At 71.5% G+C, this 25,912-nt stretch carries 24 protein-coding genes and 1 pseudogene; 12 read left to right on the forward strand and 13 right to left on the reverse strand.

Going from position 1 to position 25,912, the window contains the following annotated elements; all coding sequences use genetic code 11:
* The 4 genes and pseudogenes from ACWC9T_RS23755 to ACWC9T_RS23770 form a co-directional block, all read left to right on the forward strand.
* Nucleotides 1-480, forward strand: a pseudogene (locus ACWC9T_RS23755) (hypothetical protein); the annotation flags it as partial.
* 319 nt (nt 481-799) lie between these two features.
* Nucleotides 800-1,564: a serine/threonine protein kinase gene (locus ACWC9T_RS23760; protein ID WP_449823058.1), complete on the forward strand. Its 765-nt coding sequence runs from the start codon at nt 800-802 to the stop codon at nt 1,562-1,564.
* An 11-nt stretch (nt 1,565-1,575) separates the two neighbouring features.
* Entirely contained in the window at nt 1,576-2,949 is a 1,374-nt protein-coding gene (locus ACWC9T_RS23765; protein ID WP_449823059.1) for a serine/threonine-protein kinase, read from the forward strand.
* A 261-nt stretch (nt 2,950-3,210) separates the two neighbouring features.
* Nucleotides 3,211-4,281 (forward strand): BTAD domain-containing putative transcriptional regulator, encoded by a 1,071-nt coding sequence (locus ACWC9T_RS23770; protein ID WP_449823060.1) that lies wholly within the window; start codon nt 3,211-3,213, stop codon nt 4,279-4,281.
* Between the two features lie 40 nt (nt 4,282-4,321).
* On the opposite strand, the gene ACWC9T_RS23775 is transcribed toward ACWC9T_RS23770, so the two are convergent.
* The 3 genes from ACWC9T_RS23775 to ACWC9T_RS23785 form a co-directional block, all read right to left on the reverse strand.
* On the reverse strand, nt 4,322-5,431 hold the full coding sequence (locus ACWC9T_RS23775) for an alpha/beta hydrolase (protein ID WP_449823061.1): 1,110 nt from the start codon (nt 5,429-5,431) through the stop codon (nt 4,322-4,324).
* A 40-nt stretch (nt 5,432-5,471) separates the two neighbouring features.
* On the reverse strand, nt 5,472-7,946 hold the full coding sequence (locus ACWC9T_RS23780) for a penicillin acylase family protein (RefSeq protein WP_449823062.1): 2,475 nt from the start codon (nt 7,944-7,946) through the stop codon (nt 5,472-5,474).
* 168 nt (nt 7,947-8,114) lie between these two features.
* A complete protein-coding gene (locus tag ACWC9T_RS23785; protein WP_449823063.1) occupies nt 8,115-8,783 on the reverse strand; it encodes a cutinase family protein in 669 nt (222 codons plus the stop codon).
* 940 nt (nt 8,784-9,723) lie between these two features.
* Here ACWC9T_RS23785 and ACWC9T_RS23790 point away from each other — a divergent pair.
* From ACWC9T_RS23790 to ACWC9T_RS23815, 6 genes are all read left to right on the forward strand, one after another.
* A complete protein-coding gene (locus tag ACWC9T_RS23790; protein WP_449823103.1) occupies nt 9,724-11,016 on the forward strand; it encodes a protein kinase domain-containing protein in 1,293 nt (430 codons plus the stop codon).
* Between the two features lie 106 nt (nt 11,017-11,122).
* Nucleotides 11,123-11,605: a hypothetical protein gene (locus tag ACWC9T_RS23795; protein WP_449823064.1), complete on the forward strand. Its 483-nt coding sequence runs from the start codon at nt 11,123-11,125 to the stop codon at nt 11,603-11,605.
* Nucleotides 11,606-11,994: 389 nt separating this feature from the next.
* Entirely contained in the window at nt 11,995-12,732 is a 738-nt protein-coding gene (locus ACWC9T_RS23800) for a response regulator transcription factor (RefSeq protein WP_449823065.1), read from the forward strand.
* Entirely contained in the window at nt 12,729-14,246 is a 1,518-nt protein-coding gene (locus ACWC9T_RS23805; RefSeq protein ID WP_449823066.1) for a sensor histidine kinase, read from the forward strand. Before ACWC9T_RS23800 ends, ACWC9T_RS23805 begins: the two co-directional genes overlap by 4 nt.
* Before the next feature lie 148 nt (nt 14,247-14,394).
* Nucleotides 14,395-14,832: a hypothetical protein gene (locus ACWC9T_RS23810; protein WP_449823067.1), complete on the forward strand. Its 438-nt coding sequence runs from the start codon at nt 14,395-14,397 to the stop codon at nt 14,830-14,832.
* 11 nt (nt 14,833-14,843) lie between these two features.
* Nucleotides 14,844-15,203 carry a hypothetical protein gene (locus tag ACWC9T_RS23815; RefSeq protein ID WP_449823068.1) on the forward strand — a complete coding sequence of 120 codons (360 nt, stop codon included), beginning with the start codon at nt 14,844-14,846 and terminating at the stop codon, nt 15,201-15,203.
* Nucleotides 15,204-15,226: 23 nt separating this feature from the next.
* Here ACWC9T_RS23815 and ACWC9T_RS23820 read toward each other — a convergent pair whose 3' ends face one another.
* Nucleotides 15,227-15,550: an IS3 family transposase gene (locus ACWC9T_RS23820; RefSeq protein ID WP_449823069.1), complete on the reverse strand. Its 324-nt coding sequence runs from the start codon at nt 15,548-15,550 to the stop codon at nt 15,227-15,229.
* A 67-nt stretch (nt 15,551-15,617) separates the two neighbouring features.
* On the opposite strand from ACWC9T_RS23820, the gene ACWC9T_RS23825 reads away from it, so the two are divergent.
* Nucleotides 15,618-16,313 carry a FadR/GntR family transcriptional regulator gene (locus ACWC9T_RS23825; RefSeq protein ID WP_449823070.1) on the forward strand — a complete coding sequence of 232 codons (696 nt, stop codon included), beginning with the start codon at nt 15,618-15,620 and terminating at the stop codon, nt 16,311-16,313.
* Here the strand turns inward: ACWC9T_RS23825 and ACWC9T_RS23830 are convergent.
* From ACWC9T_RS23830 to ACWC9T_RS23870, 9 genes are read right to left on the reverse strand one after another with little or no spacing between them, the layout of a single operon-like run.
* Complete coding sequence (locus tag ACWC9T_RS23830; protein WP_449823071.1) at nt 16,295-17,152, reverse strand: amidohydrolase family protein; 858 nt, start codon at nt 17,150-17,152, stop codon at nt 16,295-16,297. The two genes, ACWC9T_RS23825 and ACWC9T_RS23830, sit on opposite strands and share 19 nt — an antisense overlap.
* On the reverse strand, nt 17,149-17,460 hold the full coding sequence (locus ACWC9T_RS23835; RefSeq protein ID WP_396245668.1) for an L-rhamnose mutarotase: 312 nt from the start codon (nt 17,458-17,460) through the stop codon (nt 17,149-17,151). Before ACWC9T_RS23835 ends, ACWC9T_RS23830 begins: the two co-directional genes overlap by 4 nt.
* An 11-nt stretch (nt 17,461-17,471) precedes the next feature.
* The gene (locus ACWC9T_RS23840) at nt 17,472-18,113 is read right to left on the reverse strand and encodes a LutC/YkgG family protein (RefSeq protein ID WP_449823072.1); all 642 of its coding nucleotides are present in this window, start codon (nt 18,111-18,113) and stop codon (nt 17,472-17,474) included.
* A complete protein-coding gene (locus ACWC9T_RS23845) occupies nt 18,110-19,591 on the reverse strand; it encodes a LutB/LldF family L-lactate oxidation iron-sulfur protein (protein ID WP_449823073.1) in 1,482 nt (493 codons plus the stop codon). The genes ACWC9T_RS23840 and ACWC9T_RS23845 overlap by 4 nt, the downstream gene beginning before the upstream one ends.
* Nucleotides 19,588-20,328, reverse strand: coding sequence for a (Fe-S)-binding protein (locus ACWC9T_RS23850; protein ID WP_449823074.1), 741 nt, complete (start codon nt 20,326-20,328; stop codon nt 19,588-19,590). Before ACWC9T_RS23850 ends, ACWC9T_RS23845 begins: the two co-directional genes overlap by 4 nt.
* Before the next feature lie 2 nt (nt 20,329-20,330).
* On the reverse strand, nt 20,331-21,320 hold the full coding sequence (locus tag ACWC9T_RS23855) for an aldo/keto reductase (protein ID WP_449823075.1): 990 nt from the start codon (nt 21,318-21,320) through the stop codon (nt 20,331-20,333).
* 11 nt (nt 21,321-21,331) lie between these two features.
* Nucleotides 21,332-22,090, reverse strand: a complete 759-nt coding sequence (locus ACWC9T_RS23860) for an SDR family NAD(P)-dependent oxidoreductase (protein WP_449823076.1) — start codon at nt 22,088-22,090, stop codon at nt 21,332-21,334.
* Nucleotides 22,087-23,439, reverse strand: coding sequence for an enolase C-terminal domain-like protein (locus ACWC9T_RS23865; protein WP_449823077.1), 1,353 nt, complete (start codon nt 23,437-23,439; stop codon nt 22,087-22,089). Before ACWC9T_RS23865 ends, ACWC9T_RS23860 begins: the two co-directional genes overlap by 4 nt.
* A gap of 11 nt (nt 23,440-23,450) precedes the next feature.
* Nucleotides 23,451-24,302 (reverse strand): fumarylacetoacetate hydrolase family protein, encoded by an 852-nt coding sequence (locus tag ACWC9T_RS23870; RefSeq protein WP_449823078.1) that lies wholly within the window; start codon nt 24,300-24,302, stop codon nt 23,451-23,453.
* Between the two features lie 482 nt (nt 24,303-24,784).
* Between ACWC9T_RS23870 and ACWC9T_RS23875 the strand changes: the two genes are divergently transcribed.
* The gene (locus tag ACWC9T_RS23875) at nt 24,785-25,834 is read left to right on the forward strand and encodes a sugar ABC transporter substrate-binding protein (RefSeq protein ID WP_449823079.1); all 1,050 of its coding nucleotides are present in this window, start codon (nt 24,785-24,787) and stop codon (nt 25,832-25,834) included.
* Nucleotides 25,835-25,912: the final 78 nt, after the last annotated feature.

A 25,912-nucleotide genomic window follows, 5' to 3' on the forward strand; every position in this document is an offset into this window, starting at 1 on the left:
CAGTGGCAGACCGCCGTCAACGGCGGCTGGTCAGCCTGGGAGACCTTCGGCGGCGGCGGCCACGCCCTCACCGTCGACCACAACCAGGACGGCCGACTCGAAGTCCTCGCCTCCGGCCCGACCGGCGTCTTCCACAAGTACCAGACCAATTCGACCAGTTGGTCCGACTGGGAAGCCGCCGGCGGACCCGCCGACTCCCGGCTCACCAGTGAGCGTTCGCCGGACGGCCGGGTGGAGGCGTTCGCCATCAACGGCAGTACCGCACAGCACATCTGGCAGACCGGCCTCAACGCGCCGTACGGCCAGTGGGACACCTTCGGCGGCGGCGGAACCGAGATCTTCGCCACGGCCAACGCCGACGGCCGGATCGAGGTATTCGGCGCCAGCAGCGCCGGCGTCTACCACAAGTGGCAGACCGGGTTCTCCACCTGGTCCGACTGGGCCTGGCTCAGCGCCACCGCCGGACCTGCCGTCAACTAACCCCACCGGTAGCTCCCTTGAGCACAGTCGTGCACCCGATCAGCAGGCGCGGCCTGCCGCGGGCGACCGGAGCGGGAGTACTCGTGCTCCCGCTCGCGGGCCGTACCGCCACCGCGGGCGGTTGGCGTCCGTGGACCGCCTTCGGCGACCGCCCAGTGGCGCCGATGCTCTGACCACCCGTCCGCCCGCTCACCCGATTCCCCCGTCACGTGGCTCGCGCCACCATACGGTTTATTGTCATGCCCAAAGAGGTAACGTTCGTCCGTCGGACAACGGTCACCATGCGAGGTGGGGCAACGGTGCGCGGGACGGGGGAACGGTGAGCGGGATACTCGTCCACTTGCCGGAGGAGAACGGCGACGACGCGGTGACCTTGCGGCTCGGTCCGGGAGAGCGGGCGCGCTTCGGCCGCGGCTCGGCCGGCACGCCGGTGGAGCTCCGCCTCGGCGACGAGACGGTCTCCCGGCTGGCCGGCGAGATCCACGCGACCGACGACCACTGGCAGTTGAGCAACCTCAGCAACACCCACGCCTACCTGGTGGAGAACCCGGAGGGCGCCGGCGAGTACCTGCGGGTGCCGCCGCGGCGGATCGGCGCGCCGATCCCGTTCGAGTTCTCCCGGGTGGTGCTGCCCTCACGGCGCGAAACCCCGCTGTCCTTCCAGGTGTTCGCGCCCGACCACGTCTACCTGGACCCGCACGCCCGCGGCGGTTCCTGGGAGAGCCGCACCATGACGGCGTACTCGCTGGACGAGACGGCCACCTACTTCCTGGTCCTGGTCGCGCTCTGCGAACCGTGGCTGCGCGACCTCTCCCCCGCCGCCGTGCCCACCACCCCCCAGGTGGTCGCGCGGCTGCGCGGCCACCCCGCCTGCGCCCGGCTCACCGCCCGCGCGGTCAGCTCGCACCTCGACTACCTCGCCGACGAGAAGCTCCGCATCGGCCTACCCGACGGCGCGGGCCGCGCGGACCGCCGCAGCGGCAAGCGCGAGGCCGTCGTCGGACTCGCCCTGAAGTTCGGCATCGTCCGCGAGGAGCACCTCGCGCTCCTGCCGCGCCCCGATCTCGCCGAGCCCGGACGGTAGGGAGGCCGCCGATGGTGCACGACCTGACCTTCTGCGGGGACGGTGAGGAATTGCTGCCGCCCGGTCACCGGGTCGGCGACTGGACCGTCACCGGCCGCATCGGCGAAGGCGGCTGGGCGACCGTCTATGCCGCCCGCCGGGCCGAGGACGCTGCCGCTTCGAACGGCTCGGACAGCGCAGACAGTATGGACGACACGGTCGCCCTCAAGGTGCTGCCGACCGCCGGACTCGCCCCCCGCCAGGCCCGCCAGGTCGCCGAAGCCGCCCGCCGCGAAGCCGAGTTGGCCCACACCACCCCGCACCCCCGGCTGGTCCGCCTGCTCGACACCCTCGTCCTGGCCGCCCCCGACCACCCCGCGCTCGACGGCGCGATCGTCCTGGTCATGGAACGCGCCCGGTGCACCCTTCGCGACCTGCTCGCCACCGGCGTCGACGAGGCCCGGGGCGCCCGGATCGTCGCCGGCATCTGCGAGGGCCTGGCCCACCTGCACCGCTCCGGCTGGGTCCACACCGACCTCAAACCCGAGAACGTCCTCATCGGCCGGGACGGCGAGGTCCGCCTCTCCGACTTCGGCCTCGCCATCGAACTCACCGGCACCCACGGCCACTCCACCCCCATGGGCACCCCCGACTACCTTCCGCCGGAACGCTGGAAGGAACCACTCGGCGAATACGGCGTCAAGATCCGTACCACCGCCGACATCTGGGCGCTCGGCATCGTGGTCCACGAGGTGTTTGCCGCTGGCTTCCCGCCCTTCCCGGGCGCCACCTCCACCGCGCGCAGCGCCGCCGCCCAGCAGTACGCGGAAGGCCGCGCCGCCCTGCGCCTGGCCCCCGCCGTCCCCCCGTTCTGGCGCGCCCTCGTCGCCGACTGCCTCGCCCCCACCCACGCCGCCCGCGCCCCGCACACCGCCGAGAGCCTGCTCGCCCGCATCCGCGATCACCAGTCGGGCCACCGCCCCCGCCGTCCACGGCCGCGGGCCGTCCTGCTCGCCATCGCCACCTGCGCCGCAGCCGCCGTCACCGCCACCGCCACCGCCACCGCCCTCTGGCCGCACCCCGGCCCACCCGCGCACTCCGCCCGCATCAAGGTCTTCAACGCCGAACGGGGCTGCCAGGACCGCACCGACCGCGACCCCCGGTGCAGCCTCGGCCTCGCCGTCGACCCCCAGCGTCCCTACACCGCCCAGAACGTCATCCCCACTCGCGTCTGGAACAACGACACCCTCGACGCCGACTGCCAACTCCCCACCGGTCTCCCCATCATCGACGAGGAGGACCGCACCTCCACCCTCTGGTACCGCATCCACCTGCCCGGCCCGACCACCGGCTGGCTCCCCGCCGTCCGCACCAAGGACCACCCCAGCCTCGTCCACTGCCCCTGACCAGCACGGGGAAGTCCGGGGTGAACCAGGGTCAGTGGCCGGTCGGGGGCGAGGAGGCCGGCGGCCGACGCACTCGCTCGTACGGGTGGGGACCGTCATGAGTCCCACCACCAACCGGGTGGCGGCCACACGCGTGCGCCGGTCCGTCGGGAACCGTCGCGCGCTACTCCGGATCTTTCCGGATTCCCCGCCCGGCGCTCCCTTTACTACCGTGTCGACGGCCTCCGCCAGACCGGCCGGCTCAGAGTCAAGGGAGCGACGATGCCGACGACTGCCACCACCAGCCGGCCGAGCGCCGCCGTGCTCGGGTACCAGGAGCGCGAAGTGCTCCAGGCGGTCGGCTGCGGCCTGAGAAACGACGAGATCGCCGCCGCCCTCGCCATCCCCGAGGACGCCGTGGCCGGACACCTCGCGCGGACCCTCGTGAAGCTCGGGCTGCGCGACCGGGCCGCCGCCATCGTCCATGCCTTCGACTGCGGACTCGTCTCCCCTGGCCGCGGCCCCCGCACGCAGGTGGTGGGCCCGGCACTGCGGAGCGCCGCCGCCCGGGCGGCTGGACCGAAGGTGCAGATCTCCGTGCTCGGACCACTGCGGGCATGGCAGGACGGGCGGTCCCTGGACCTGGGGCATCTGCGCCAGCAGGCCGTACTGGCGGCGCTGGCGCTGCGCGCGGGGCGGGCCGTCAGTCAGCAGGAACTGCTCGACGGCGTATGGGGGTTGGAGCCGCCGGTCACGAACGTGGTGCCGGTCCACATCTACCGGCTGCGCAAGACCCTGCGCATCGGGGACAGCCCGGACTCGGTGATCGAACACGACCGGTGTGGCTACCGTCTGGCCTCCGGCGCGGCCGAAGTGGACCTGACCCGCCTGGAGGGCCTGGTCACCGAGGCCGGGACGGCCCATCGAGCGGGCGAACCGGCCGAGGCGGTCCGCCTCTGTTCGCAGGCGTTGGACCTGTTCCGCGGGGAGCTCCTGGCCGGCCTGCCCGGCCCGCTCGCCGAGCTTGAGCGGCTGCGACTCGCCGAGCGCAGGATCACCGTCGCACAGCGGAAGGCGGAATGGCAGCTGCGGCTGGGCCAGTGCTCCGAGGCGATCGCCGAGCTGATCGCCTTGTCCGCGGAGCACCCCCTGAACGAGCCGGTGGCCGCGATGCTGATGCGTGCGCTGTACCGTAGCGGCCGACAGGCCGACGCCTTGGCCGTGTTCGAGCGCGCTCGCCGCCGTCTGGCCGGCGACCTGGGGGTTCCGCCGAGCCGGATGCTGCGGCGGACGTGCCAGATGATCCTGCGCGGGGACGAAGCCGGCCTCGGCCTCACCGGGGCCACGCGGTGAGGGGGCTCCACCGGGGCGTACCCGGTGGAGCCCCGAACGGTCAGGACGCGAAGGCCCGTTCCAGCCGGGGGATCAGGTCCCGGAGGTCCTGTTCCCAGCAGCCGCCGCTGTGGCCGCCGTTGCACTGGGTGCCCCAGGCGGAGCCGTCTCCGTAGTCGACGTAGTAGTAGGGCATACCCAGGGCGTCCATGCGGTCCTTGACGTGTTTGGAGGCGCCTTCGAGCCAGAACTCCAGATCGGTGGGCACGCCGCGTCCGTTGCCCACGTAGATGGAGACCCCGACGCCGGAGAGCTTGTCCATGTGCTGGGACGGGTCGGCCTGGTTCCACCGCCAGTCCGCGTTGAACACCGGGTAGGGCGTACCGAACAGCGCGTCACTGTCCACGCCCGGCTTGTAGGGGTCGTTCGCGGGGTCGCAGAATCCGGACGACGAGCCGCAGATCACGCCCTGGCCGTCGATGAGGGAAGCGACGACGGCCAGTCGCAGGTCCATGGAGTCGACCGACAGGTCGATGTCTCCGGACAGGGACGCGGTCTGGCTGAACAGTTCGGGGTGGTCCTGGGCGTAGTGGAGGGCCCCGAACCCGCCCATGGAGACGCCCGCGACGGCCCTGGCCTTCTTGGTGGCGATGGTCCGCAGGTTCGCGTCGATGAACGGGATCACCTGCTTGAGGTGGAAGTTCTCCCAGTTCTGGGCGCCGAGCTGGGTGTTCTGGTTGAGCCAGTTGGCGTACCAGCCCCGCGCGCCGCCGTCCGGGATGACGGTGATCATCGCGTTCGAGGTGGTCAGCGCCGGATAGTTCTGCTGGACCGGGTCGTCGGGCGAACCGTGCAGGAAGTACAGCACCGGGTAGCGCCTGGCCGGGTCGTCGTAGTAGCCGCTCGGCAGGATGATCTTGATGTGGTGCTTGCCCGTGACCTCGGGCGTGGTCACGGTGAGGTAGAAGTTGGTGGAGTCGCCCACGGACGTGTCGACCTGGGTCAGGCCGAACCCGTCCGTCATCCGCGGCGGCGCCCCGGTGCCGGCGGTGCTGGTGCCGACGGCACCAGCGGCCCGGGCCGGAGCGGCCGTTGTGGCCGTCCCCACGATTCCGACGATGGCGGCCAGCAGGGCCACCACCGTTCGCCAGCGGTGCAATGTCCTCGTCACGGTGTTCCCCCTCGTGGGCGTTGTCGTACGCGGCGTGGCCTCAGTCAAGAACCTTGACCTCCAGGACCGGTGACGCCGCGATCTGATCCTCGGTATAGCGTTCCGTCACCCACTCGCCCGCCGAGAACAGTCGGGTCTGGTCGGCGTAGTGCGGCGAGTTCGGGTTGGCCGACTGGGAGTAGGCCAACACCGAGGCGGACTGCGGCGGGCCGTCGGCGGTGAACCGCGTCTGCTGGATGAAACTGGATCCGAAGACGATGTCCAGCTTGCCGTCGACCGTGCCGGGCGTGACCACGTTCAGCACGCCCAGTTCGTGGATCGAGCCGTGGATCGGGATCTGTTCGCCGTTGCGGGTGATCTTCTGGACGTCCGACAGCCGCGCGTCCAGCGCGATGCCGGAGTTGCGCAGCGCGAGGACCGCGCGGGCGAGCGCGTTGCGGACGGCGTCGTTGCCGGGGTCCAGCGAGTTCGGCGTGTGCACCGGGTCCTTGGGGTCGAAGGGCACCCGCCACGGCGCCTTCTCGATCGCCTGCCCGTTCGTCAGGTAGGCCCAGTAGTTCTCGAACAGCCACGAACCCCGGCTGTCCGACGTGTACTTGTGGCTCTTCCAGGCGGCCAGGACCGGGCAGGCCTCGCTCACGTTGACCAGGTTGCCATCCACCAGGACGAGCCCGAAGGGCACGTTCTGGCACGCGGTCACCGTGGCGTTGAGGGTTAGGTCGGCCGCCCTGCTGTTGTCGCCGAACAGCAACTGCTGCATGTTCTCCGGCGTGAACCCCCTGCCCGGCAGGCCGTCGGTGCCGTTGATCCGGTTCTGCGCGGTCAGGATCAGCTCCTGGGTGCGCAGCGAGCGGGCCGTCCCCGTGTCGCCCATCACCCTCGGGAAGGCCAGCGGCTGCTCGGGGTTGGCCAGCCAGGCACTGTCGTTGGCGTTGCCCACGAAGTCGGAGCGGATCAGGCGCGGCTGCTTGTGCGGGTCCAGCAGTCCCGGCGCGACCGCGTTCGGGTCGTTGGGCCAGTCGCACTCGCTGCGCTTGCCGTCGAAGATGGAGACGGGCGGCACGTTGGGCAGCCGCAGCGACTGGTTGAACAGCAGCTGGCCGGTCAGGGTGAGGCAGGACTGCGCGTGCGCGTCGGTGATGTTCGGGGTCGCCTGGATGTCCGCGTACAGGGCGTTGCCCTTGCGGTCGGCGGCGACGGTGTTGAAGAACGGGACGCCCTCCGTGGTCTCCAGGGTGTTCACCACGTCGTTGACGTCCTTGGCCTGGTCGAGGTGGAACCAGGTGTTCAACGCCCGGAGGTTGCCCATGTTCGCGTCGCGCACCGCGTGCGCGCTCACGACCCAGGGCAGCGCGACGCCCTGCATCGACGCGGTGATCGGGCCGTAGCGGGTGGACCACAGCGTCCTGGTGACCCTGCCGATGGAGCCGTCCGCGTTCAGCACGTCGACCCCGACCTGCTGCGAGGTCATCGGCTGCCAGGTGCCGTCCACCAGGTAGTTGGTCGGGCGCAGCGGGTCCACCTGCACGTCGAACAGCCCGAACGGGGCCACCGTGGCGACGGTGTGACTCCAGGCGACGTCGTCGGTGTGCCCGATGTTCACCGCGGGCAGGCCGAGCAGGCTGCCCCCGGAGACGTTGATCCTTCCCGGGATGGTCAGCTGGCTCTGCCACATCCGGTTCTTGCCCTGCCAGGGGAAGTGCGGGTTGGCCAGCAGCATGCTGGTACCCCCGGACACCCCCTGGGCACCGACCGCCAGGGCGTTGCTGCCCATGCTCTGCTGGCGGCTGACGGCCATCGCGTCGCGGATCTTCGACGCGGTCTCCTCGGCGGAGACCGCCGGCGGCGCGGCGGCCGCCGCCCCCGGGGGTACGGCGTTCACCTCACCGTCCAGCAGCGGATCGGCGACGCCCATGATGATCTCGGCGTGCGCGTGCCGGTAGACGTCCAGCTCCGTGATCGGCCGCACCCAGGCCGCACCGCGGCAGGCCGGGTCGGAGATGTTGTTCACGCCGGTCTCGGCCAGGTACCTGTTGTACCCCTGGACGTAGCCGCGGATGCCCTCCCTGACCTCCGGCTCCGGACCGTTGGGGGCGGGCTGGTCGATCGCCCGCTCCACCACCCGGTTGTCGTTGATCCGCTGGAAGTACAGGTCACTGTTGAGATTGGTGGTGGTGTTCTGGTGCTCGCCGGGGCTCGTCCTGCCGTCGGCCCCCAGATAACGGGACCGCTGGGCATTGACCATCAGATAGGTGTCGGCCAGGGTGCAGATGTTGTCCTTGGCCGCGGCGTATCCGTACCCCTCCCCCAGGCCCTCCCAGTTCGAGGCGATGATGTGCGGAATCCCGTACTCGGTGTAACGGATCGTCGGTTTGTCCGGCCCCGCTCCGACAGTCGGTGCCCCGGCGGCCGTTGACCCGGTAGCCGGTGCCCCGGTGGCCGCCATCGTACTCATCAACGCCACCGCGGCCATGACCGCGATCGGCAGCCTCGCGGTGAATCTCCTCCGTGCCATCGAGCCGTCCTTCCCCTGCGGTACAGGCATTTGACTGAACACGGCCACGTTCGGGAAGGGTGATGACATCCCGATGAAGAGGCCGCACCCCTGTCGGTGGCCGGACGTTCCCGGCCGCTGACAGGGGTGGAGGAATTCGGCCACGGACGCGGGCTGTGCGTACCGTGGTTACCGGGGGTACCAGGTGCCGTTGTACCACTGCTCGTTGGCGCTGTCGTTGTGGTGATCCATGTTGAAGTCTTCGGGGTAGTTGTTCATGTGATTGGCCGGATAGGTCCAGATACCGGCGGATTCGTCGCAGACGTAGTCCCAGTGGCAGATCGTCTTGACGGGCACGTTGCCGAAGTTGCTGTCGGCACCGGCGAGCGGCGGGCCGATCAGGCCGCCGAACGGCACGGCTCCGCCGTTGGCGCCGGGAGGGCCCTGGCGTTTGGGGTCCGCGACGAGGATGGCGTTGACGTTGTCGAACGTCCGCCAGTTCTCGCTGACCCAGACGTGCACCACCCCGGCGCCCAAGGAGTACCCGGCCATCTTGACGTGCTGGCCCGGACACGCGGCGCGCTGGTCGCGGACCAGCCGGTTCAGCTCGTTGACGCCCGCCCGCGTGCTCGCGCCGTTGGGGATCTGGGTGGGATACCCGACGTGCTGCTGGATGTTGCCGGTGAAGTTGTCGTGGTCCCACGAGCTGCCGGTGCCCCCGACAACGATCGTGTAGGTGCCCTCGCACGGAGCAGCCACTCGTGCCGTGGCCCCCTGTGCCGTCGCCCCCTGTGCCGCCGTGAGCCCGGCCGTCAGCAGAAGCCCGGCTGACGCGGCCGCAATCCTTCGTGCTCGCATTCGATCCTCCACACGCAGTCGGCCCACGCGCCCGCTCTCCGATGCGGTACGCGGTCGGCCGAGGTCACCGGACGACAGTGGCAGCGGCCGATGACATCCCGATGAAGCCACCGTCCAGACCGGCCACCAAACTCACGGCAGCCGGAATGAGCGCCCGCCCACTGGTCCGTCCTTCCGCAGATGCTTGTGCGCGGCGACGCGGCACCCTCGAACAGGCACTCTCGAACGAGCGGACCTTTTTCGAAAGGGCGTCTATCCGCTGGAGAATCGGCCTCATCGCGACAAACCCGGGCATCGCAGACAAATGCATAGCGGCCTACGTCGAGCGCGCCGCCTCCCATGCGGAGCGCTGGAGCGACCACGCGCCCGTCACGGCCGAGTTCGCCTTCGGCGACAACTGCCCTGCAGGAAGCCACAGTTGAAGGAGCGCCAGTCGTGGTCCTGAAGCCTGCGGCGCCGTTCAGCCCGGGCTCAGTCGCGCCGGCGAACGAGGCCTGTGATCCTGCCCGGCCGGTTTGACAAGTCAATTCGTTGCACCGCCTCCCGCCCGGGGCATCGCGAGCACTGACTGGCGGGAAGGCCTTGTGCCACCAACACGGGATCGGCTGGGGTGGCTTTCCGAACCTCCCGCTGGCGCACTCTCACCGGCGAGAGTACGCCAGCGGGGGCCTCATCTACCCGCGTCTGCCCAGCAGACTCGGCATCACCGACCGCCGGGACGGTCAACCGCGCCGAGTGGTGCTGACGGGCTGGCAGGCGGAGGCCTTCACGGCGTGCGGAGACGCCCCACGCAGTGCCCAGCGGATCAGCGCCACCTGGCGGACCTCGGACACACACCGGCGCTTTCACAGAGATCTCACAAGAATGCCTCGTACCGTGCCCGGACCTGCTGGCATGAGACGGCGGCGCTCACGTCTCGACACGAGTGAGGACAGGTGCGATGGAACCAGGGCATGTCCTGGGCGGGCGGTACGCGGTCTTGGCGCTCCTGGGGCGCGGGGGTATGGCAGAGGTGCACCTGGCCCGAGACCAGCGTCTTGACCGCCTGGTGGCAGTAAAAGCCCTCCGCCCGGACCTGGCCACCGACCCCACCTCGCTGCTCCGGTTCCGGCGGGAGGCCCTCTCCACGGCTTCGCTCAACCACTCCTCGATCGTTGCGGTCTACGACAGCGGCGAGGAGGCGCTGGGTGAGGGGGTGCTGCCGTACCTGGTGATGGAGTACGTCCAGGGATGCACCCTTGACGAGATGCTGCGCCAGGGCCCACCCTTGCCGGCCGCGCGGGCCCTGGAACTGACGCTCGGCGTGCTGGAGGCATTGGAACGCGCCCATGCCCAAGGCATCGTGCACCGTGACGTCAAACCCGCGAACGTGATGGTGACACGGGACGGGCGGACCAAGGTCATGGACTTCGGCATCGCCCAATTCCTTGCGATGGACGCGACGGCCCTGACCCAGGGCTCCGTGGTCATCGGTACGGCGGCCTATCTGTCGCCCGAGCAGGCGAGCGGCGAGTCGGTGGACGTGCGCTCAGATCTGTACTCCGCGGGCTGCCTGCTCTACGAACTGCTGACCGGGAGGCCGCCGTTCACCGGCGAAACGCCCATCGCGGTGGCATGGCAACACGTCAACGAGGAGCCGCAGCCGCCCTCGACATACACGCCGGAGCTGCCGGACGTGTGCGACGGTCTCGTGCTGCCAGCTCTGGCGAAGGACCGTCACCAGCGGTACCAGACCGCCACCGAGATGCGCATCGCCGTAGCCCACACGCTGGCCGCCGTCGTCGCCCGTACGCACGCGAGCGACGTGCTCACGACCTGTCTGACTCCGCCTGCCTCGGACCACGCCTCGGCACCGGTTGAGCCCGCGCCCGGTCGGGTCCAGCGCACCCGCGGTCCGCAGCGTGGCAGACGGGCGACACGCGTCGTCCTTGCCACGGTGCTGTGCGCAGCCGTGTGCGCGGCCGCCGGGGCGTACTCGGCGGCCGGCTCGCCACCCGGGGGGCGAGCCGTCCGAATGCCGGATCTGGCAGGCAAGAGTGTCGCCGACGCCAGACTGAGCGTGCAGAGTTCCGGACTGCGGGTGTCCAGGGTGGTGGAGGGCGCCTGCCCTACACCGGGGCTGCCCGTTCGTCGCGTTTGTGGCCAACTGCCCGCCTCCGGCGACGCGGTCATCCGGGGCAGCGCCGTCGTGATCGACGTCCCGGCGCCGTCGAGCCCGGCCGCGCAACGGTGAACCGGGCAGGACGTCGCCCGAGTAGGTATTTCACGTAGGAGCGGCAGGCCGGTCGGCCGACACACCGCTTGGAACCCAACTACCGCGAAGGAAAAGGCACACAACGATGCCGACACACACCTTTCGGAGGCGGATCGCAGCCCGCGAGGCGGCAATCCGGCGCTGGCTGCCGATGGCGTTCCATACGGCGGGCTTCCTGCTGATGCCATGGATCGTCGTGCTCGCGATGTCGGTGAAGGGGCGCTTCGGCGCACGAAACCTCTCCAATTCCTGGGTGTGGCTGGACGTCATGGAGGTGGCGGCGCTGTTCCTGCTGGCCCGGCTGGTGCGTCGCCGCCACCCGGCCACCAGTCCGATGGCCTCGGCCACCGCCGTCCTGCTGGGCCTGGACGCGTTCTTCGACCTGTGGTCGGCACATCGCGGCTCCGACTACCAGCTCGCGCAACTGCTCGCGTACGTCGCCGAGTTGCCGAGCGCAGCCGTTCTCGCCACGCTCTCCTGGTACGCGCTGCCGTGGGCCGGGTCCGCCGCGCCAGCCGCAGGCCCCGGCGTTTCGACGCCGCCGCCCCAGCGTGCTGTGGTGTGGTGACATGCACACCGCCGAGGGTCGCAGTCGCAACCGGAACCACTACGCAGCCGGCGCCGCACTACGATCGGCTGCGCAACCGCGTCGGACGTGGTGGTGAGTTGGCCGGGCTGACACTCCCCGTCGCAGGTCAGCGCCAGTGCTACGCCGATCGCATCATGCGCAAGCCCGGGGCTGGCCATGACAGCCACTTGTTCAGGCCAGGACCCATCACACCAGCCGAGAAAAGTCGAGCTCAGCGAACATCCGTCCCCGACCAGCCCGCTGCCGCCCATCCCGCTGACACCACCGCACACACTCACACGGGCCCCGACTTCGATGAGAAAAACTCTCATCGGCCCGTGCCATCGTGGGGCCCGGCAAACGGCCGGGAGGCAGCGAGGAGAGGGCCGATGGCGGTCGGTGACAGCACCGGGACGGTGCTGGTGGTGGACGACGACGACACGATCCGCCGGTCGCTGGAGCGCGGCCTGCGGCTGAGCGGGTTCACCGTGCGCTCGGCGGACGGCGGGCGGGCGGCGCTGGAGCTGGTAGCCACCGAGCCGCCGGACGTGCTGGTGCTCGACGTCTCGATGCCCGACCTGACCGGCACCGAGGTCTGCCGCCGACTGCGCGACCAGGGCGTCGACACGCCCGTGCTGATGCTCTCCGCACTGGACGAGCTGGCCGACCGGGTGGCCGGCCTGCAGGCGGGCGCGGACGACTACCTGGTCAAGCCGTTCGCACTGGAGGAACTGGTGCTGCGGCTGCACGCCCTGCTGCGCCGCCGCCCGCCGGCCGGCGTGGGTGTGGGAGGCCGACTCGACGGACCGGGCGGCGAACTGCTGCGGGTCGGACCGCTGGAGATCGAGCCCGCCACCCGCGAAGTGCGCCGGGACGGCCGGCCGGTGCGGCTGACCCGCCGCGAGTTCGAGCTGCTGGAGTACCTCGCCCGCAACGCCGGCCTGGTACTGACCCGCGACCAGTTGCTGGAGCGGGTCTGGGGCTACGACTTCGAGGTCCGCACCGATGCCGTCGACACCTTCGTCAGCTACCTGCGCCGCAAGCTGGAAGAGGGCGGCCGGCCCCGACTGATCCACACCGTGCGCGGCGTCGGCTTCGTGCTGCGGATGCCGGAGGCGGACCAGTGACCGGCGCGACCCCCGCCCTGCGCTCGATGAGCCTTGCCACCCGGATCGCGATCGGCGCCGCGCTGCTCGTCCCGCTGTTGGTGCTGGGCACGGGCGCGCTGCTGCTCGGCCTGGTCACCCACGACCTGCGCGCCCAGCAGGACACCAAGCTGCGCGACCGCGCCGACGCCGTGCTGCCCGCCTCCCGGGCGCTGCTGAACGCGACGCAACAGGGCCGGCTCCGGGTCGAACAGAACCAGCGCCGCAACCTGCTGGACGACGCGCTGGACGTCGGCATCCGGGTGGCGGACGCGAACGGCAACCAGGTCACCCAGGGCGGCCCGATGCCGGGCCCCGCCTCGGTGCTGCCGCAGCCCGCCCACGGGAACACCGGCGGCCCGGTCACCGTGCACGCACAGGGCCGCGCCTGGCGGGTGCTGGCCCGGCAGGTGACCGGCGCCGACCCCGGCACGCTCTGGGTCGCGACGCCGGTGTCCGCGACGGACCCGCAAGTGGACGCGGTACGCGGACGGATCCTGTGGGCCGCCGTGCTGGCCGCACCGGTCTCCGGCCTGCTCGCCTACGCCCTGGCCCGGCGCGCCACCGCCCCGCTCAGCCGGCTCGGCCGCCGGGCCGCCGCCCTGGACCCACGCGCCGGCGCCGCCGACTTCGGGCACCGGCGCAGCGGGATCCGCGAGGTGGACGAGCTCGCGGTCGCGCTGGAGAGCGCACTGGCCCGCTACGACGAGCAGGTCACCCGCACCGGACAGGCGCTGGAGACCGCCCGCTCGTTCTCCGCCGCCGCCTCGCACGAGCTGCGCACCCCGCTGATGGGCCTGCAGACCAACCTGGACGTGCTCAGCGCGCACCCCGACCTGCCGCCGGGCGACCGCGCGGAGATCATCGCCGACCTGCGCGACGACCACCGGCGGCTGCTCGACCTGCTGACCGCGCTGCGCACACTGGCCCGCGGCGACCTGGTCGAGGAGGAGGCGTTCGGACCGCTGGACCTGGCCGAGCCGGCCGCGGCGGCGGTCGCCGAGCTTCGCCGACGGCGGCCGGAGCTGGCGGTCATCGCCCTGGCCGCTCCCGACCCCACCGGGCCGGACGGCGGCGGGCTGCGGGTGCACGGCTGGGAGGCCGGGCTGCGGATCGTCTGCGACAACCTGCTGGCCAACGCAGCCGTGCACGGCCACCGTCCCGGGTTGCCGGCCCGGATCGTGCTCGGGCTGCACCGGGAGGCCAGGCAGGCGGTCCTGACCGTGGACGACGACGGGCCGGGCATCCCGGTCGAGGACCGCGCGGCGGTCTTCGACCGGTTCCACCGCCGCCGGGACAGCCCCGGCTCGGGCCTGGGGCTGACCCTGGTCGCCCAGCAGGTGGCCCTGCACCGGGGCACGGTCACGGTCACCGAGCCGCCGAGCGGTAGCGGCTGCCGCATCGAGATCCGCCTGCCCCTGGTCGCCCCGGACGCCCCGACCCTGCCCCTGCCGACCCGCCGCCACTGGATCAGGTCCACGGGGGCGAGCGGCTGAGCGGGCAGCGGAGGCTCCCGGCCCCGGCGACTCACAAGGAGTCCACGGCTCACAAGGAATCCACAAAGAGGCCCTCTACCGTCCTGCTCAGCCGGGCCGCCCGACGGTCCGGCCGGATCTGCCACCCCTGGCAACTGGAGGACTCACCATGCGCTCCTACCGCAAGGCCGCCGCCGCGGCCGGTGCTCTCGCCCTCGGCGGCACCCTGTTCGCGTTCGCCGGCCCCGCCCAGGCGGCGACCACCAACACCACCCCGGTGGCCACGGTGACCCCGAAGACCCTGCCCGCGCCCAAGGGCGACGGCGCGAAGGACATCTGCAAGCGCCTGCCCAAGACCGAGCAGCGGATCCAGAACGCGCTGAACCGCCTGAACGGCCCGAACACCGAGGTCGGCTCGGTCGCCCGTCTGGAGCAGCGGGTGGACAACGCCAAGGCCGCCGGGCACACCGCCGTCTACAGCTACCTCAACGACCGCCTGGCCTACCGCAAGAGCCTGGTGCCCACGCTCACCCAGCGGCAGAACGACCTGAAGGACGTGGCCACCTGGTGCTCCTCGCAGGGCCTCGGCACCTCGACCGCGCAGTGACCGCTCGCACCATGACCGCCCGCGCAGCGGCCCCACGTCCGGCCACCGCTCGCCCGCTGCGGCGGGCCGCCGGTCTCACCGCCGCAGTCCTGCTCGCCTCGCTCGCCCTAACAGCATGCGGCGGGAGCGGCAGCGGGAACACGGGCGGGACGGGCACCGCCTCCCAGCCGACCGCCGCACCCGCCACCACCGCACCCGCCACCACCGCGCCTGCCGCTGGCGGACCGGCCGCAACGGCGGCTGCCGCCGGCACCGCGGCCGGCGGTGACCAGCTCGGCGAGATGCAGCAGAAGGTGGACGCCGCCGACAGCGCGGCCGCCGCCGCCGAGTCGGACGCCGCCAAGGACCCCTCGGACACCCCCACGCCCTGAACCCTGCGGGACCGACTGAGTGCCTAATCCCCCTCCGCCACGCGCCGTCGGGCGCGCCTGGCCCGACAACGGGCCTGCGGCGGAGGGGGATTACTCAGGTCGAACTCGTAGTGTCCGCGGTAGTGACGTTCTGCGATCGTCGCGGTACGCCGATGGAATGCGGTACCGTGCCGCTCCCCCAGTTCCCGGGTGATCCGCCGGACGCCGTAGACGCCGTTCGACTCGCTGCGGATCTCCTCGATCCGCGCGCCCGGCTCCTCGTCGGCCGCCTTCCGGGCCGCGCGGGTGGCCGCCGCGGCGAACCGGGTAAAGCCCACCGGAGGTTTCGCCCCCACTGACCGGCTCACCGAATCCCGATCCGCCGGCTGGGTGCATACTTACTGGTCAAACATCGGACCAGTGGAAGGCTCGGACGTGGCTGTCACCGATGAGGCCATCGAGAAGATCAAGGCGATGATCCTCTCCGGAACCCTCAAGCCTGGCGACCGGCTGCCCAAGGAGCCCGACCTGGCCGCGGAGCTCGGCCTTTCCCGCAGCTCGCTCCGCGAAGCGGTCAAGGCACTGTCGCTGCTGAACGTGCTGGACGTCCGGCAGGGCGACGGCACCTACGTGAGCAGCCTGGAGCCGGCCCTTCTGCTGGAGGCGCTGACCTTCATCCTGGACCTGCAGCGCGACGAATCGGTGCTGGAACTGCTCCAGGTCCGGGCGATCCTGGAGCCGGCGGCAGCCGCGCTGGCCGCTCAGCGGATGACCGATGACCAGGTGGCCGAACTTCGCAGCAACCTGGACGACCTCGGCGACAACCCCGCGGTGGAAGCGCTGGTCGCCGCCGACCTGGAGTTCCACGCCCGGATCGCCGCGGCGGCCGGCAACAGCGTTCTCAGCTCTCTCATCGACTCCTTGGCCGCTCGGACGGCCCGCGCCCGGATCTGGCGCGGTCTGACCCAGGAGTCCGCCGTGGCGCAGACCATCGCGGAGCACCGGGCACTCCTGGACGCGATCGCCGCACACGATGTGGAGGCCGCCCGCGCGGTGGCCACCGTCCACATCACCGGGGTGGCGCAGTGGCTGCGCCGGGCCCAGACGAGCGGTCACTGGGTCAGCCGGTAGACGCGGGCGGCGTTGCGCCGGAAGACCGCTTCCTTCTCGTCCGCGCTCAGCCCCTCGGTGAGCCGGTCTGCGATCCCGACGATCTCCCCGTACCCGGCCTCCAGGGTGGAGACCGGCCAGTCGGAGCCGAACAGCAGGCGGTGCGGGCCGAAGGCGTCGAAGGCCGTCGCCGCCCACGGCCGCAGGTCCTCGACCGTCCACGAGCCGGGCGTCGCCTCGGTGACCAGGCCGGAGAGCTTGCAGACCGTGTTCGGCAGGGCTGCCAGCGCGCGGAGGTCGGCCGCCCAGGCGTCGAGTGTCCCCGAGGCGATCGGGGGCTTGCCCAGGTGGTCCAGGACGAACGTCAGACCGGTGAGCCCGGCCGCGGCTGCGGCGGCCGCGCGCAGCTGGTGCGGCTTGACCACGAGGTCGTAGACGAGACCCGCCTCGGCGACGGCGCGCAGGCCGCGCCGTACGTCGGCGCGCAGCAGCCACCGCGGGTCGGACTCCTCCTGGACCTGGTGGCGGATTCCGACCAGTCGGTCCCCACCCCGTGACTCGCGGAGCGCGGCCAGGGCGGAGGCCACATCAGGGGCCGTCAGGTCCGTCCAGCCGACCACTCCGGCCACCGGACCGTCCTCGGCCGCGAGGGCCAGCAGCTCCGGGGTCTCCTCCGGCACGCAGACGGTCTGCACCACCACGGTGGCCGTAACTCCTGCCGCGCGGGCCTGCGGTTCGAGGTCGGTGACCGGGAAGGAGCGGGCCAGGGGTTTCAGCGCATCGCCCGCGATCCAGGGCTGGGGCCGGACCGCGAGGTCCCAGACGTGGTGGTGGGCGTCGATGATGCGGCGTCCGGTCACAGCTCCCACACCTTCGGCAGGCCGGCGGCGGCGCCCTCCGGCGAGTAGTCGTGGACCGTTTCCAGCAGCTCCGCCATGCGGGACTGCCATACGACATTGGCGGGCAGGTGCGCCAACTCTGCCAGCAGCCGTGGGTAGTCCTCACACTCCACCAGGTGGAAGAGCTCGGTGCCACTGCGCCAGATGGTCCACGAGGTCGCGCCGGCCGCCCGGATCGCGCGGACCAGTTCGGCGGGCACCTCTCGGTGGGCGGCCTCGTACTCGGCGATCCGGTCGGGGCGCAGGCGGGTGTGCAGGGCCACTCTCACAGCTGGTCCCCTCATGACTGCTCCTCGATGACGACGATGACGTCCAGCGTGCGCGGGCCGTGGACGCCTTCGACCCGGTCGAGTTCGATGTCGCTGGTGGCGGAGGGGCCGGAGACGAACGTCAGCGGGCGTACCGGATCGAGCTGCGCGAGCGCGTCGGGGACGTCGCCGTGGATCTGCTCGGCGCGCAGGACGCACAGGTGGTAGTCGGGGATCAGGGTGAGGGCCCGCCGGCCCTGGCCTGGCCCGGCGTCCAGGACGATGGTGCCCGTGACGGCGATGCCGGCCGCGGCGAGGGTGAGCGCGCCGTCCAGGGTGTCGAGGGCGGGGACGTCCAGCGGCTCGGGGTGCCACTGCCAGTCGCCGGGCGGCAGGAGTTCGGCCGGGAATCCGCTCGGCAGCGCCAGGCGGCGGACCCCGCGTGCCGTGAGTGCGGCGGCTATCGCGCCCGGGACACCGGTCGGATCCGCCAGGACGACCGTCGCCCGGTAGTCGCCGACGCGTTCGGTGAACAGGGCGACGACGTCCTGGCCCGCGCGGACGTGGCTGCGCCGGTAGCCGCGGGGTACCGCGACGTCGGCGGGCCGCTCGTCGGCCGGAACGTCGGCGAGTGCGGCGCGGATGCGGCGCAGGGTCGTCTCTCGGCTGCTCATTCGGCACCTTCCCGGTTCTCGCGCCACCAGCTGCGGAAGGACTCCGCCGGCGGTACGGGGGTGTCGCGGGTGTCGGACCACCCGCTCAGGGGACCGGGAAGGCGTCCGATGCGGCCGTCCCGGCTCAGCGCTCGGGCGGCGAGCGCACCCGCCTTCTGGGCGCCGGCCAGGAGGGCCGGGCTGTCCAGGACGGTGGCGGCCGCCTTCATCAGCAACGCCTCGGCGCTCGGGACCCGCCGGGAGGCCCGCTTGCTCTCGACCACCTCGGCGCGCAGGTGCGCCAGCAGCTCCGGAATGTTGATCCTGACCGGGCAGGCGTCGTAGCAGGCGCCGCACAGGGTGGAGGCGAACGGCAGGGTGGCGGCCGCACTCCTGGTGTCGCCGCCCACTCCCACGAGTTGGGGGGTGAGGACGGCGCCGATCGGGCCGGGGTACACCGATCCGTAGGCGTGGCCTCCGGTCCGCTCGTAGACCGGGCAGACATTGAGGCACGCGGAGCAGCGGATGCAGGCGAGGGCCTGTCGGCCGACGGTGTCGGCGAGCGTGTCGGTGCGGCCGTTGTCGAGCAGCACGAGGTGGAACTCCTGCGGGCCGTCGCCCTCGGTGGTGCCGGTCCAGGTGGAGGTGTAGGGGTTCATCCGCTCGCCGGTGGAGGAGCGGGGCAGGAGCTGGAGGAAGACCTCCAGGTCGGTCCAGGTGGGCAGGACCTTCTCGATGCCCATGACGGTGATGAGGGTGCGCGGGAGGGTGAGGCACATCCGGCCGTTGCCCTCGGACTCGACGACGCCCACCGTTCCGGTGTCGGCGATCGCGAAGTTGGCGCCGGAGACGGCGACCTTGGCGGTCAGGAACTTCTCCCGAAGGTGCAGCCGCGCGGCCTCGGCGAGGTCGCGGGGGTCGTCCGTCAGCCGGTCGGGGGCGGGCCGGCCCCACCGGCCCATCGCGGCGTTGAAGATGTCGCGGATCTCGGTCCGGTTGCGGTGGATCGCCGGAACGAGGATGTGGGAGGGCCGGTCGTCGCCCAACTGCACGATGAGCTCGGCGAGGTCCGTCTCGTACGCGGTGATGCCGGCCTCGGCGAGGTGTTCGTTCAGGCCGGTCTCCTGGGTGGCCATCGACTTGACCTTGACGACCTCCCGCTCTCCGGTGGCCCGGATTAGCTCGGTGACGATCCGGTTGGCGTCCGCGGCGTCGGTCGCCCAGTGCACGGTGCCGCCCGCGGCGGTGAGCGTCTCCTCCAACTGCACCAGGTACCGGTCGAGGTGACGAGCGGTGCGCTTCTTGATCGCCTCGGCAGCCTCGCGCAGCTGCTCCCAGTCCTCCAGCTCGCCGGCCGCCTGGAGGCGCTTGTCACGGATGGTGGTCGTGGCCCGCTTCAGGTTGCCGCGCAGCTGGTCGTTCTTCAGTGCGTCACGGGCAGCCTCGGGGAAGGACGGTGAGTCGAGCCACACCACGCCCCGGCTCTCGGGGGTGTTCATCGTTGGTCTCCTTCGGTGGCGGCGAGGATCTCGGCCAGGTGCATGGTGCGCACGCCCGCGCCCTGACGGGACAAGCCACCACCGATGTGCATCAGGCAGGAGTTGTCGGCGGCGCACAGCACTTCGGCGCCGGTCGAACGGACCCCCGCGGTCTTGTCGGCGAGCATCGCGGCGGAGGTGTCGGCGTTCTTGACCGCGAATGTGCCGCCGAAGCCGCAGCACGAGTCGGCGGCGGGCAGATCGACGAGTTCCAGGCCCCGTACGGCCCGCAGCAACCGCTGCGGCCGGTCGCCGAGGCGCAGGCCGCGAAGGGAGTGGCAGGTGGGGTGGTACGTGACGCGGTGCGGGAAGCAGGCGCCGACGTCGGTGACATCGAGCACGTCGGTCAGGAATTCGGTGAACTCGTGTACCCGCGGGGCTAGTTCGGCGATCTGACGACCGAGCGCGGGGCTGCCGTAGTGCTCGGCGACGGTGAGGTGGTTCTCGCGGACCATCCCGGCGCAGGACGCGGACGGCGTGACCACGGCGTCGTACGGGGCGAAGGTGCGGGCGAAGCGGGTGACCAGGGGCAGCGCTTCGGGGCGGTAGCCGGTGTTGAAGTGCATCTGCCCGCAGCAGGTCTGCTCCTGCGGGAACTCGACGGTGTGGCCCAGTCGCTCCAGTACGGTGACGACGGCCCGACCGGTGCCGGGGTAGAGCGAGTCGTTGAAACAGGTGATGAACAGGGCGATGCGCATGGCTAACCTGCCTCGGGAAGGGGAAGCCCGCCGGGCAGCAGACCTTCGGCCGTCAACTCCCGCCAGAGGGCTTCCGGGATGTCCAGTTCCAGCAGGCGGGCCGCATCGGTGATCTCCTCGGCCGAGCGGGCTCCGATCAGCACGCCCGTGACGGCCTGCGGCGCGAGGGCGAAGCGGACCGCCGCCGCACGCAGCGGCACGCCGTGGCGCCGGCAGACCGCCTGCATCCGCAGCACCCGGTCGACCAGCGCGGCTGGCGCGGCCGCGTAGTCGAAGGTGGCGCCGGGGCTGGGCGCGGCCAGTACACCGGAGTTGAAGACCCCTCCGACGATCACCGAGACACCGCGCGCGGCCGCCTCGGGCAGCAGGTCGGCCACGGCTCCCTGGTCGAGCAGGGTGTACCGTCCGGCCAGCAGTACGGCGTCGACGTCGGTGTCACGGACGAACCGGGTCAGCATCGCGGACTGGTTCATGCCCACCCCGATCGCCCGGACGACGCCTTCGGCGCGCAGTCGTTCCAGGGCCGGATAGGCCTGGCCGAGGGCCTCGTCGTAGTGGTCGTCCGGATCGTGCAGGTGCACGATGTCGATCCGGTCCAGCCCGAGCCGCTCCAGGCTGGCCGCGATCGAGCGTCGTACGCCGTCCGTGGTGAAGTCCCAGACCCGCCGGTGGGTCGCGGGGACGGCGAAGCCGTTCGCCCGGTCGTCCCCATCGACGGGCGTCGTGGGCACGAGCAGCCTGCCGACCTTGGTGGCGACGGTGAACTCCTCGCGCGGGTAGCGGCGCAGGGCGGCGCCGAGCCTGCGCTCGGACAAGCCCAGCCCGTAGTGCGGCGCGGTGTCGAAGGAACGGATGCCGGCCGCCCACGCCGCCTCGACGGCGCCCTGTGCGGCCTCGTCCGGCACGGGGGTGAAGAGGTTGCCGATCCCTGCAGCACCGAAGGAGAGCCGGGTGACCGTGGCGCCGCTGCGCCCGAGAGGTGCGCGGTGCATCGTCGTGCCCCTCACCGGGCGGCCGGGCGCAGTCGCAGACCGGCCATGCCGCCGTCGACGGCGAGTGCGGTGCCGGTCACGGAGGCGGCGGCGGGCGAGGCGAGGTAGGCGATGGCGGCGGCGACCTCGTCGACGGTGACCAGGCGGCCGTGCGGCTGGCGGGCTTCGAGGGCTGCGCGTTCGGCGGCCGGGTCGTCGGCGGCGTCGAGCAGCCGGCCGACCCACGGAGTGTCGACCGTACCGGGGCTGACGCAGTTGACCCGGATGCCCTCACGGACGTGGTCGGCGGCCATGGCCAGGGTGAGCGAGAGGACGGCTCCCTTGCTGGCCGAGTAGAGCGCGCGCTGAGGCAGGCCGGCGGTGGCGGCGATCGAGCAGGTGTTGACCACGGAGGCGTGCGGGGAGCGGCGCAAGTACGGCAGGGCGGCGCGGGTGGTGCGGACGATGCCGAGGACGTTCACGTCGAGCACCCGGTGCCACTGCTCGTCCGGATTGTCCTCGACCGTCCCGGCGGCGCCGATGCCGGCGTTGTTGACCAGGATGTCGATCCCACCGAGCGCCCCCGCCGCGTCCTCGACCACCGTGCGGACCGAGGCGTCGTCGGCGATGTCGGCGGTGAAGCCGGTCAGCGGCGGTTCCACCGCACGCGGGTCGAGGTCGAGGACGGCGACGCGGGCGCCGCGTCCGGCGAGCAGGGTCGCGGTGGCGAGCCCGATGCCGGACGCTCCGCCGGTGACCAGGGCTGTGAGTCCGTCGAGGTCGGTGGTCATGCCCGCACCTCCCTCTGCTCGTCCGCGCGGCGCGCGGCCAGGTCCGCCGTCCAGAAGTCCCCGTCCGGGTAGCGGTAGGTGTCGATGGAGGCACGGTGCATGACGGCGGAGAAGCCCGGTGCGGTGGGAGCGCGGTAGTGACCGTCGTCGATGACCACCGGGTCGAGGAAGTGCTGGTGGAGGTGGTCGACGAACTCGATGACCCGGTCCTCCGTGGTGCCGGAGAGCGCCACGTAGTCGAACATCGAGAGGTGCTGGACGAGTTCGCACAGACCGACGCCGCCGGCGTGCGGGCAGACCGGGACGCCGTAGTGGGCGGCGAGCAGCAGGATGGCGAGGTTCTCGTTGACACCGCCGACCCGGGCGGCGTCGATCTGCACGATGTCGACGGCGCCGGCCTGGAGGAGTTGCTTGAAGACGATGCGGTTCTGGACGTGCTCGCCCGTGGCCACCCGGATCGGGGCGACCTGCTCGCGGATCGTGGCGTGCCCGAGGACGTCGTCCGGGCTGGTCGGCTCCTCGATCCAGTACGGGTCGAACTCCGCGAGCGCCGTGGTCCAGGTGACGGCCTGCTCGACTCCCCAGCGCTGGTTGGCGTCGATCGCCATCCGGATGTCGGGACCGACGGCGGCCCGCGCGGCGCGGCAGCGGCGGACGTCGTCCTCCAGGTCCGCACCGACCTTGAGCTTGATCTGCCGGAAGCCATCGGCGACGGCCTGGCGGGCGAGCCGGGTGAGCTTCTCGTCGGAGTAGCCGAGCCAGCCGGGCGAGGTGGTGTACGCGGGATAGCCGCGGCGCAGCAGTTCGGCGGTGCGCTGGGCGGCGCCGTCCTTGCCCCGGCGCAGCAGTTCCAGTGCCCGCTCGGGGCTGATCACGTCGGCGATGTAGCGGAAGTCGACCTGTGAGACCAGCCATTGCGGGTCGGCGTCCGTGAGGAACTGCCACAGCGGCTTGCCCTCGCGCTTGGCCGCGAGGTCCCAGGCAGCGTTGACCACCGCGCCGATGGCCATGTGTATCACGCCCTTCTCGGGCCCCAGCCAGCGCAGTTGGCTGTCACCTATCAGGTCGCGGTGCAGCGAGGCCGGATCGGCGCACAGCTCGGCGACGGAGCGGCCGACGACGTGTTCGCGCAGCGACTCGATGGCGGCCACCTGGACGTCGTTGCCCCGTCCGATGGTGAAGGTGAAGCCGTGGCCCTCCAGGCCCTCCGCTGAGGTGCGCAGGATCAGGTAGGCGGCGGAGTAGTCCGGATCGGGGTTCATCGCGTCGGAGCCGTCCAGCTCGCGCGAGGTCGGGAAGCGGATGTCGTACGTGTCGACGGCGACGATCCGCGCGGTGTCTGCGGACAAGGAGGTGCCTTTCACGCGTTGATGAACGTCTGGCGCTGGCTGCCGAGGCGGTCGATTGAGAGCTCCACGATGTCGCCGGTGCGCAGGTAGGGGTTGCCCGGCAGCCCGAGGGCGACGCCGGCGGGGGTTCCCGTGTTGATGACGTCGCCCGGGTTGAGGACCAGGTACTGACTCAAGTACCAGACCAGGTAGGGGACATCGAAGATCATGTGCTCGGTGCGGCCGTCCTGCCGGCGCACACCGTTGACGTCCAGCCGGAGCCCGAGCGACTGCGGGTCGCCGACCTCGTCCGGGGTGACCAGCCAGGGACCCAGCGGGTTGAAGGTCTCGCAGGACTTGCCGAGGTCCCACTGCGGCGAGAACTCCAGCTGGAACTCCCGCTCCGAGACGTCGTTGCTGATCGCGTAGCCGGCGATGCACCGCGCGGCCTCGGCGGGGTCGGCGAGGTAGCGGGTCCGCTCGCCGACGACGACCGCGAGTTCCACCTCCCAGTCGGTCTTCGCCGATCCGCGCGGGATCAGCACGGTGTCGCGGGGGCCGATCACCGTGGACGGGTCCTTCATGAACACCACCGGGCGCTCGGGGACCGGCGCACCGGTCTCCTCCGCGTGGTCGCGGTAGTTCAGCCCGATGCAGACCACCTTGCCGGGGCGCGCTACCGGTGCACCGATGCGGCGGTCGGCGACGTCGAGCGACGGCAGGGCCCCCGCGGCGAGCGCCCGGCGGACCCGCTCGACGCCGCCGGAGGCGAGGAACGCCCCGTCGATGTCATCGGTCACCGACGACAGGGCGAAGGTGCGGCCGTCCGCGCCCTGGACGGCCGGAACCTCCTCGCCCGGGGCTCCGACGCGCAGCAGCTTCATGTGATGCCTCTCGATGCTGAAGGGAGCATTCCCCCTCCGGCCATACATCGGATGACTCGGAGGTGCTTGAACCATACGGATGCCCCACAGGAAGCACAAGAAGTCCTCCGATGTTTTCCCGCCGCTCGCGACTATCAAGGCCAACACCCAGTTCAGGTCGCGCAGAAGGTGCTCAATCCCGGACCGAACGTCACGTTTTGGAATCATCCGAGGTCCAGTCTTGTCGCCTCGGCGACAAGCTCGTAGGCTCCTCGTACCCGCCAGCCATCCGATGATTCTGTGAGAGTCGGAGGTGGCAAAGGCCCGCGGCCGGGACCGCCCTGACCCGACCGCATCCAGCAGGTGCCGGCCCGCCCTTCCGATGGGAGGGCCACGGGGGCGGGCCGGCACCTCCTCCCCGAACCCGAGGGCATCGCCCGTCCCACCGAGCAGAGCGCCCCGCTCCCCCGCGCCTCGGACACCCACCCAAGGAGAACGTCACTGTGAAGCCTCGTACCTCTCGGACCGTGGCCGCGGCCGCCACGGCGGTCCTCCTGCTGGGCCTCGGCACCGCCTGCAACCGCGGCAGCGCCTCCTCGGGCGGTTCCGCCGCCGGCAAGCCGGCGATCGGCGTCGACCTGCCCCGCGCGGACTCGGACTTCTGGAACTCCTACGCGCAGTACGTCAAGCAGGACGCCTCCGCCGAGGGCCTGAACACCCTGCCGGTGAGCAACTCGCAGAACGACGTGACCAAGCTGGTCGCCAACGTCCAGGTCTTCCAGAACACCGGCGCGAAGGCCGTGGTGATGGCCCCGCAGGACACCGGCGCGATCGCCTCCACCCTCGACCAGCTGTCCGCCAAGAAGATCCCGGTCGTCAGCGTCGACACCCGCCCCGACAAGGGCAACGTCTACATGGTCGTCCGCGCCGACAACAAGGCCTACGGCACCAAGGCCTGCGAGTTCCTCGGGCAGCAGCTCGGCGGCAAGGGCAAGGTCGCCGAACTCCAGGGGGCCCTCAGTTCGGTCAACGGGCGCGACCGTTCCGAGGCCTTCGCCGCCTGCATGAAGGACAAGTTCCCCGGCATCCAGGTGATCGAGCTGGCCACCGACTGGAAGGGCGACGTCGCCTCCGCCAAACTCCAGTCCACCCTGGCCGCCAACGCCGACCTCGGCGGCATCTACCTGCAGGCCGGCGGCGTGTTCCTGCAGCCCACGATCGCCCTCCTTCAGCAGAAGGGCCTGCTCAAGCCCGCCGGGCAGCCCGGCCACATCGCGGTCGTCTCCAACGACGGGATCCCGCAGGAGTTCGACGCCATCCGCAAGGGCGACATCGACGCCACCGTCTCCCAGCCCGCCGACCTCTACGCCAAGTACGCCCTGTACTACGCGCGGGCAGCCGCCGAGGGCAAGACCTTCCAGGCCGGCCCGACCGACCACGGCTCGACCGTCATCTCCCTGCCCAACGGCCTGGAGGACCAGCTGCCCGCGCCGCTGGTCACCAAGGACAACGTCGACGACAAGGCTCTGTGGGGCAACAACGTCGGCAAGTGACCCAGGCCCACCCGTGGGCGGCGGACCGGCGCCCGACCCGACGGTGCGTCACCGCCGCCCACCGACCCATCCAGCGGA

It is taken from the genome of Kitasatospora sp. NPDC001159, assembly GCF_053598235.1.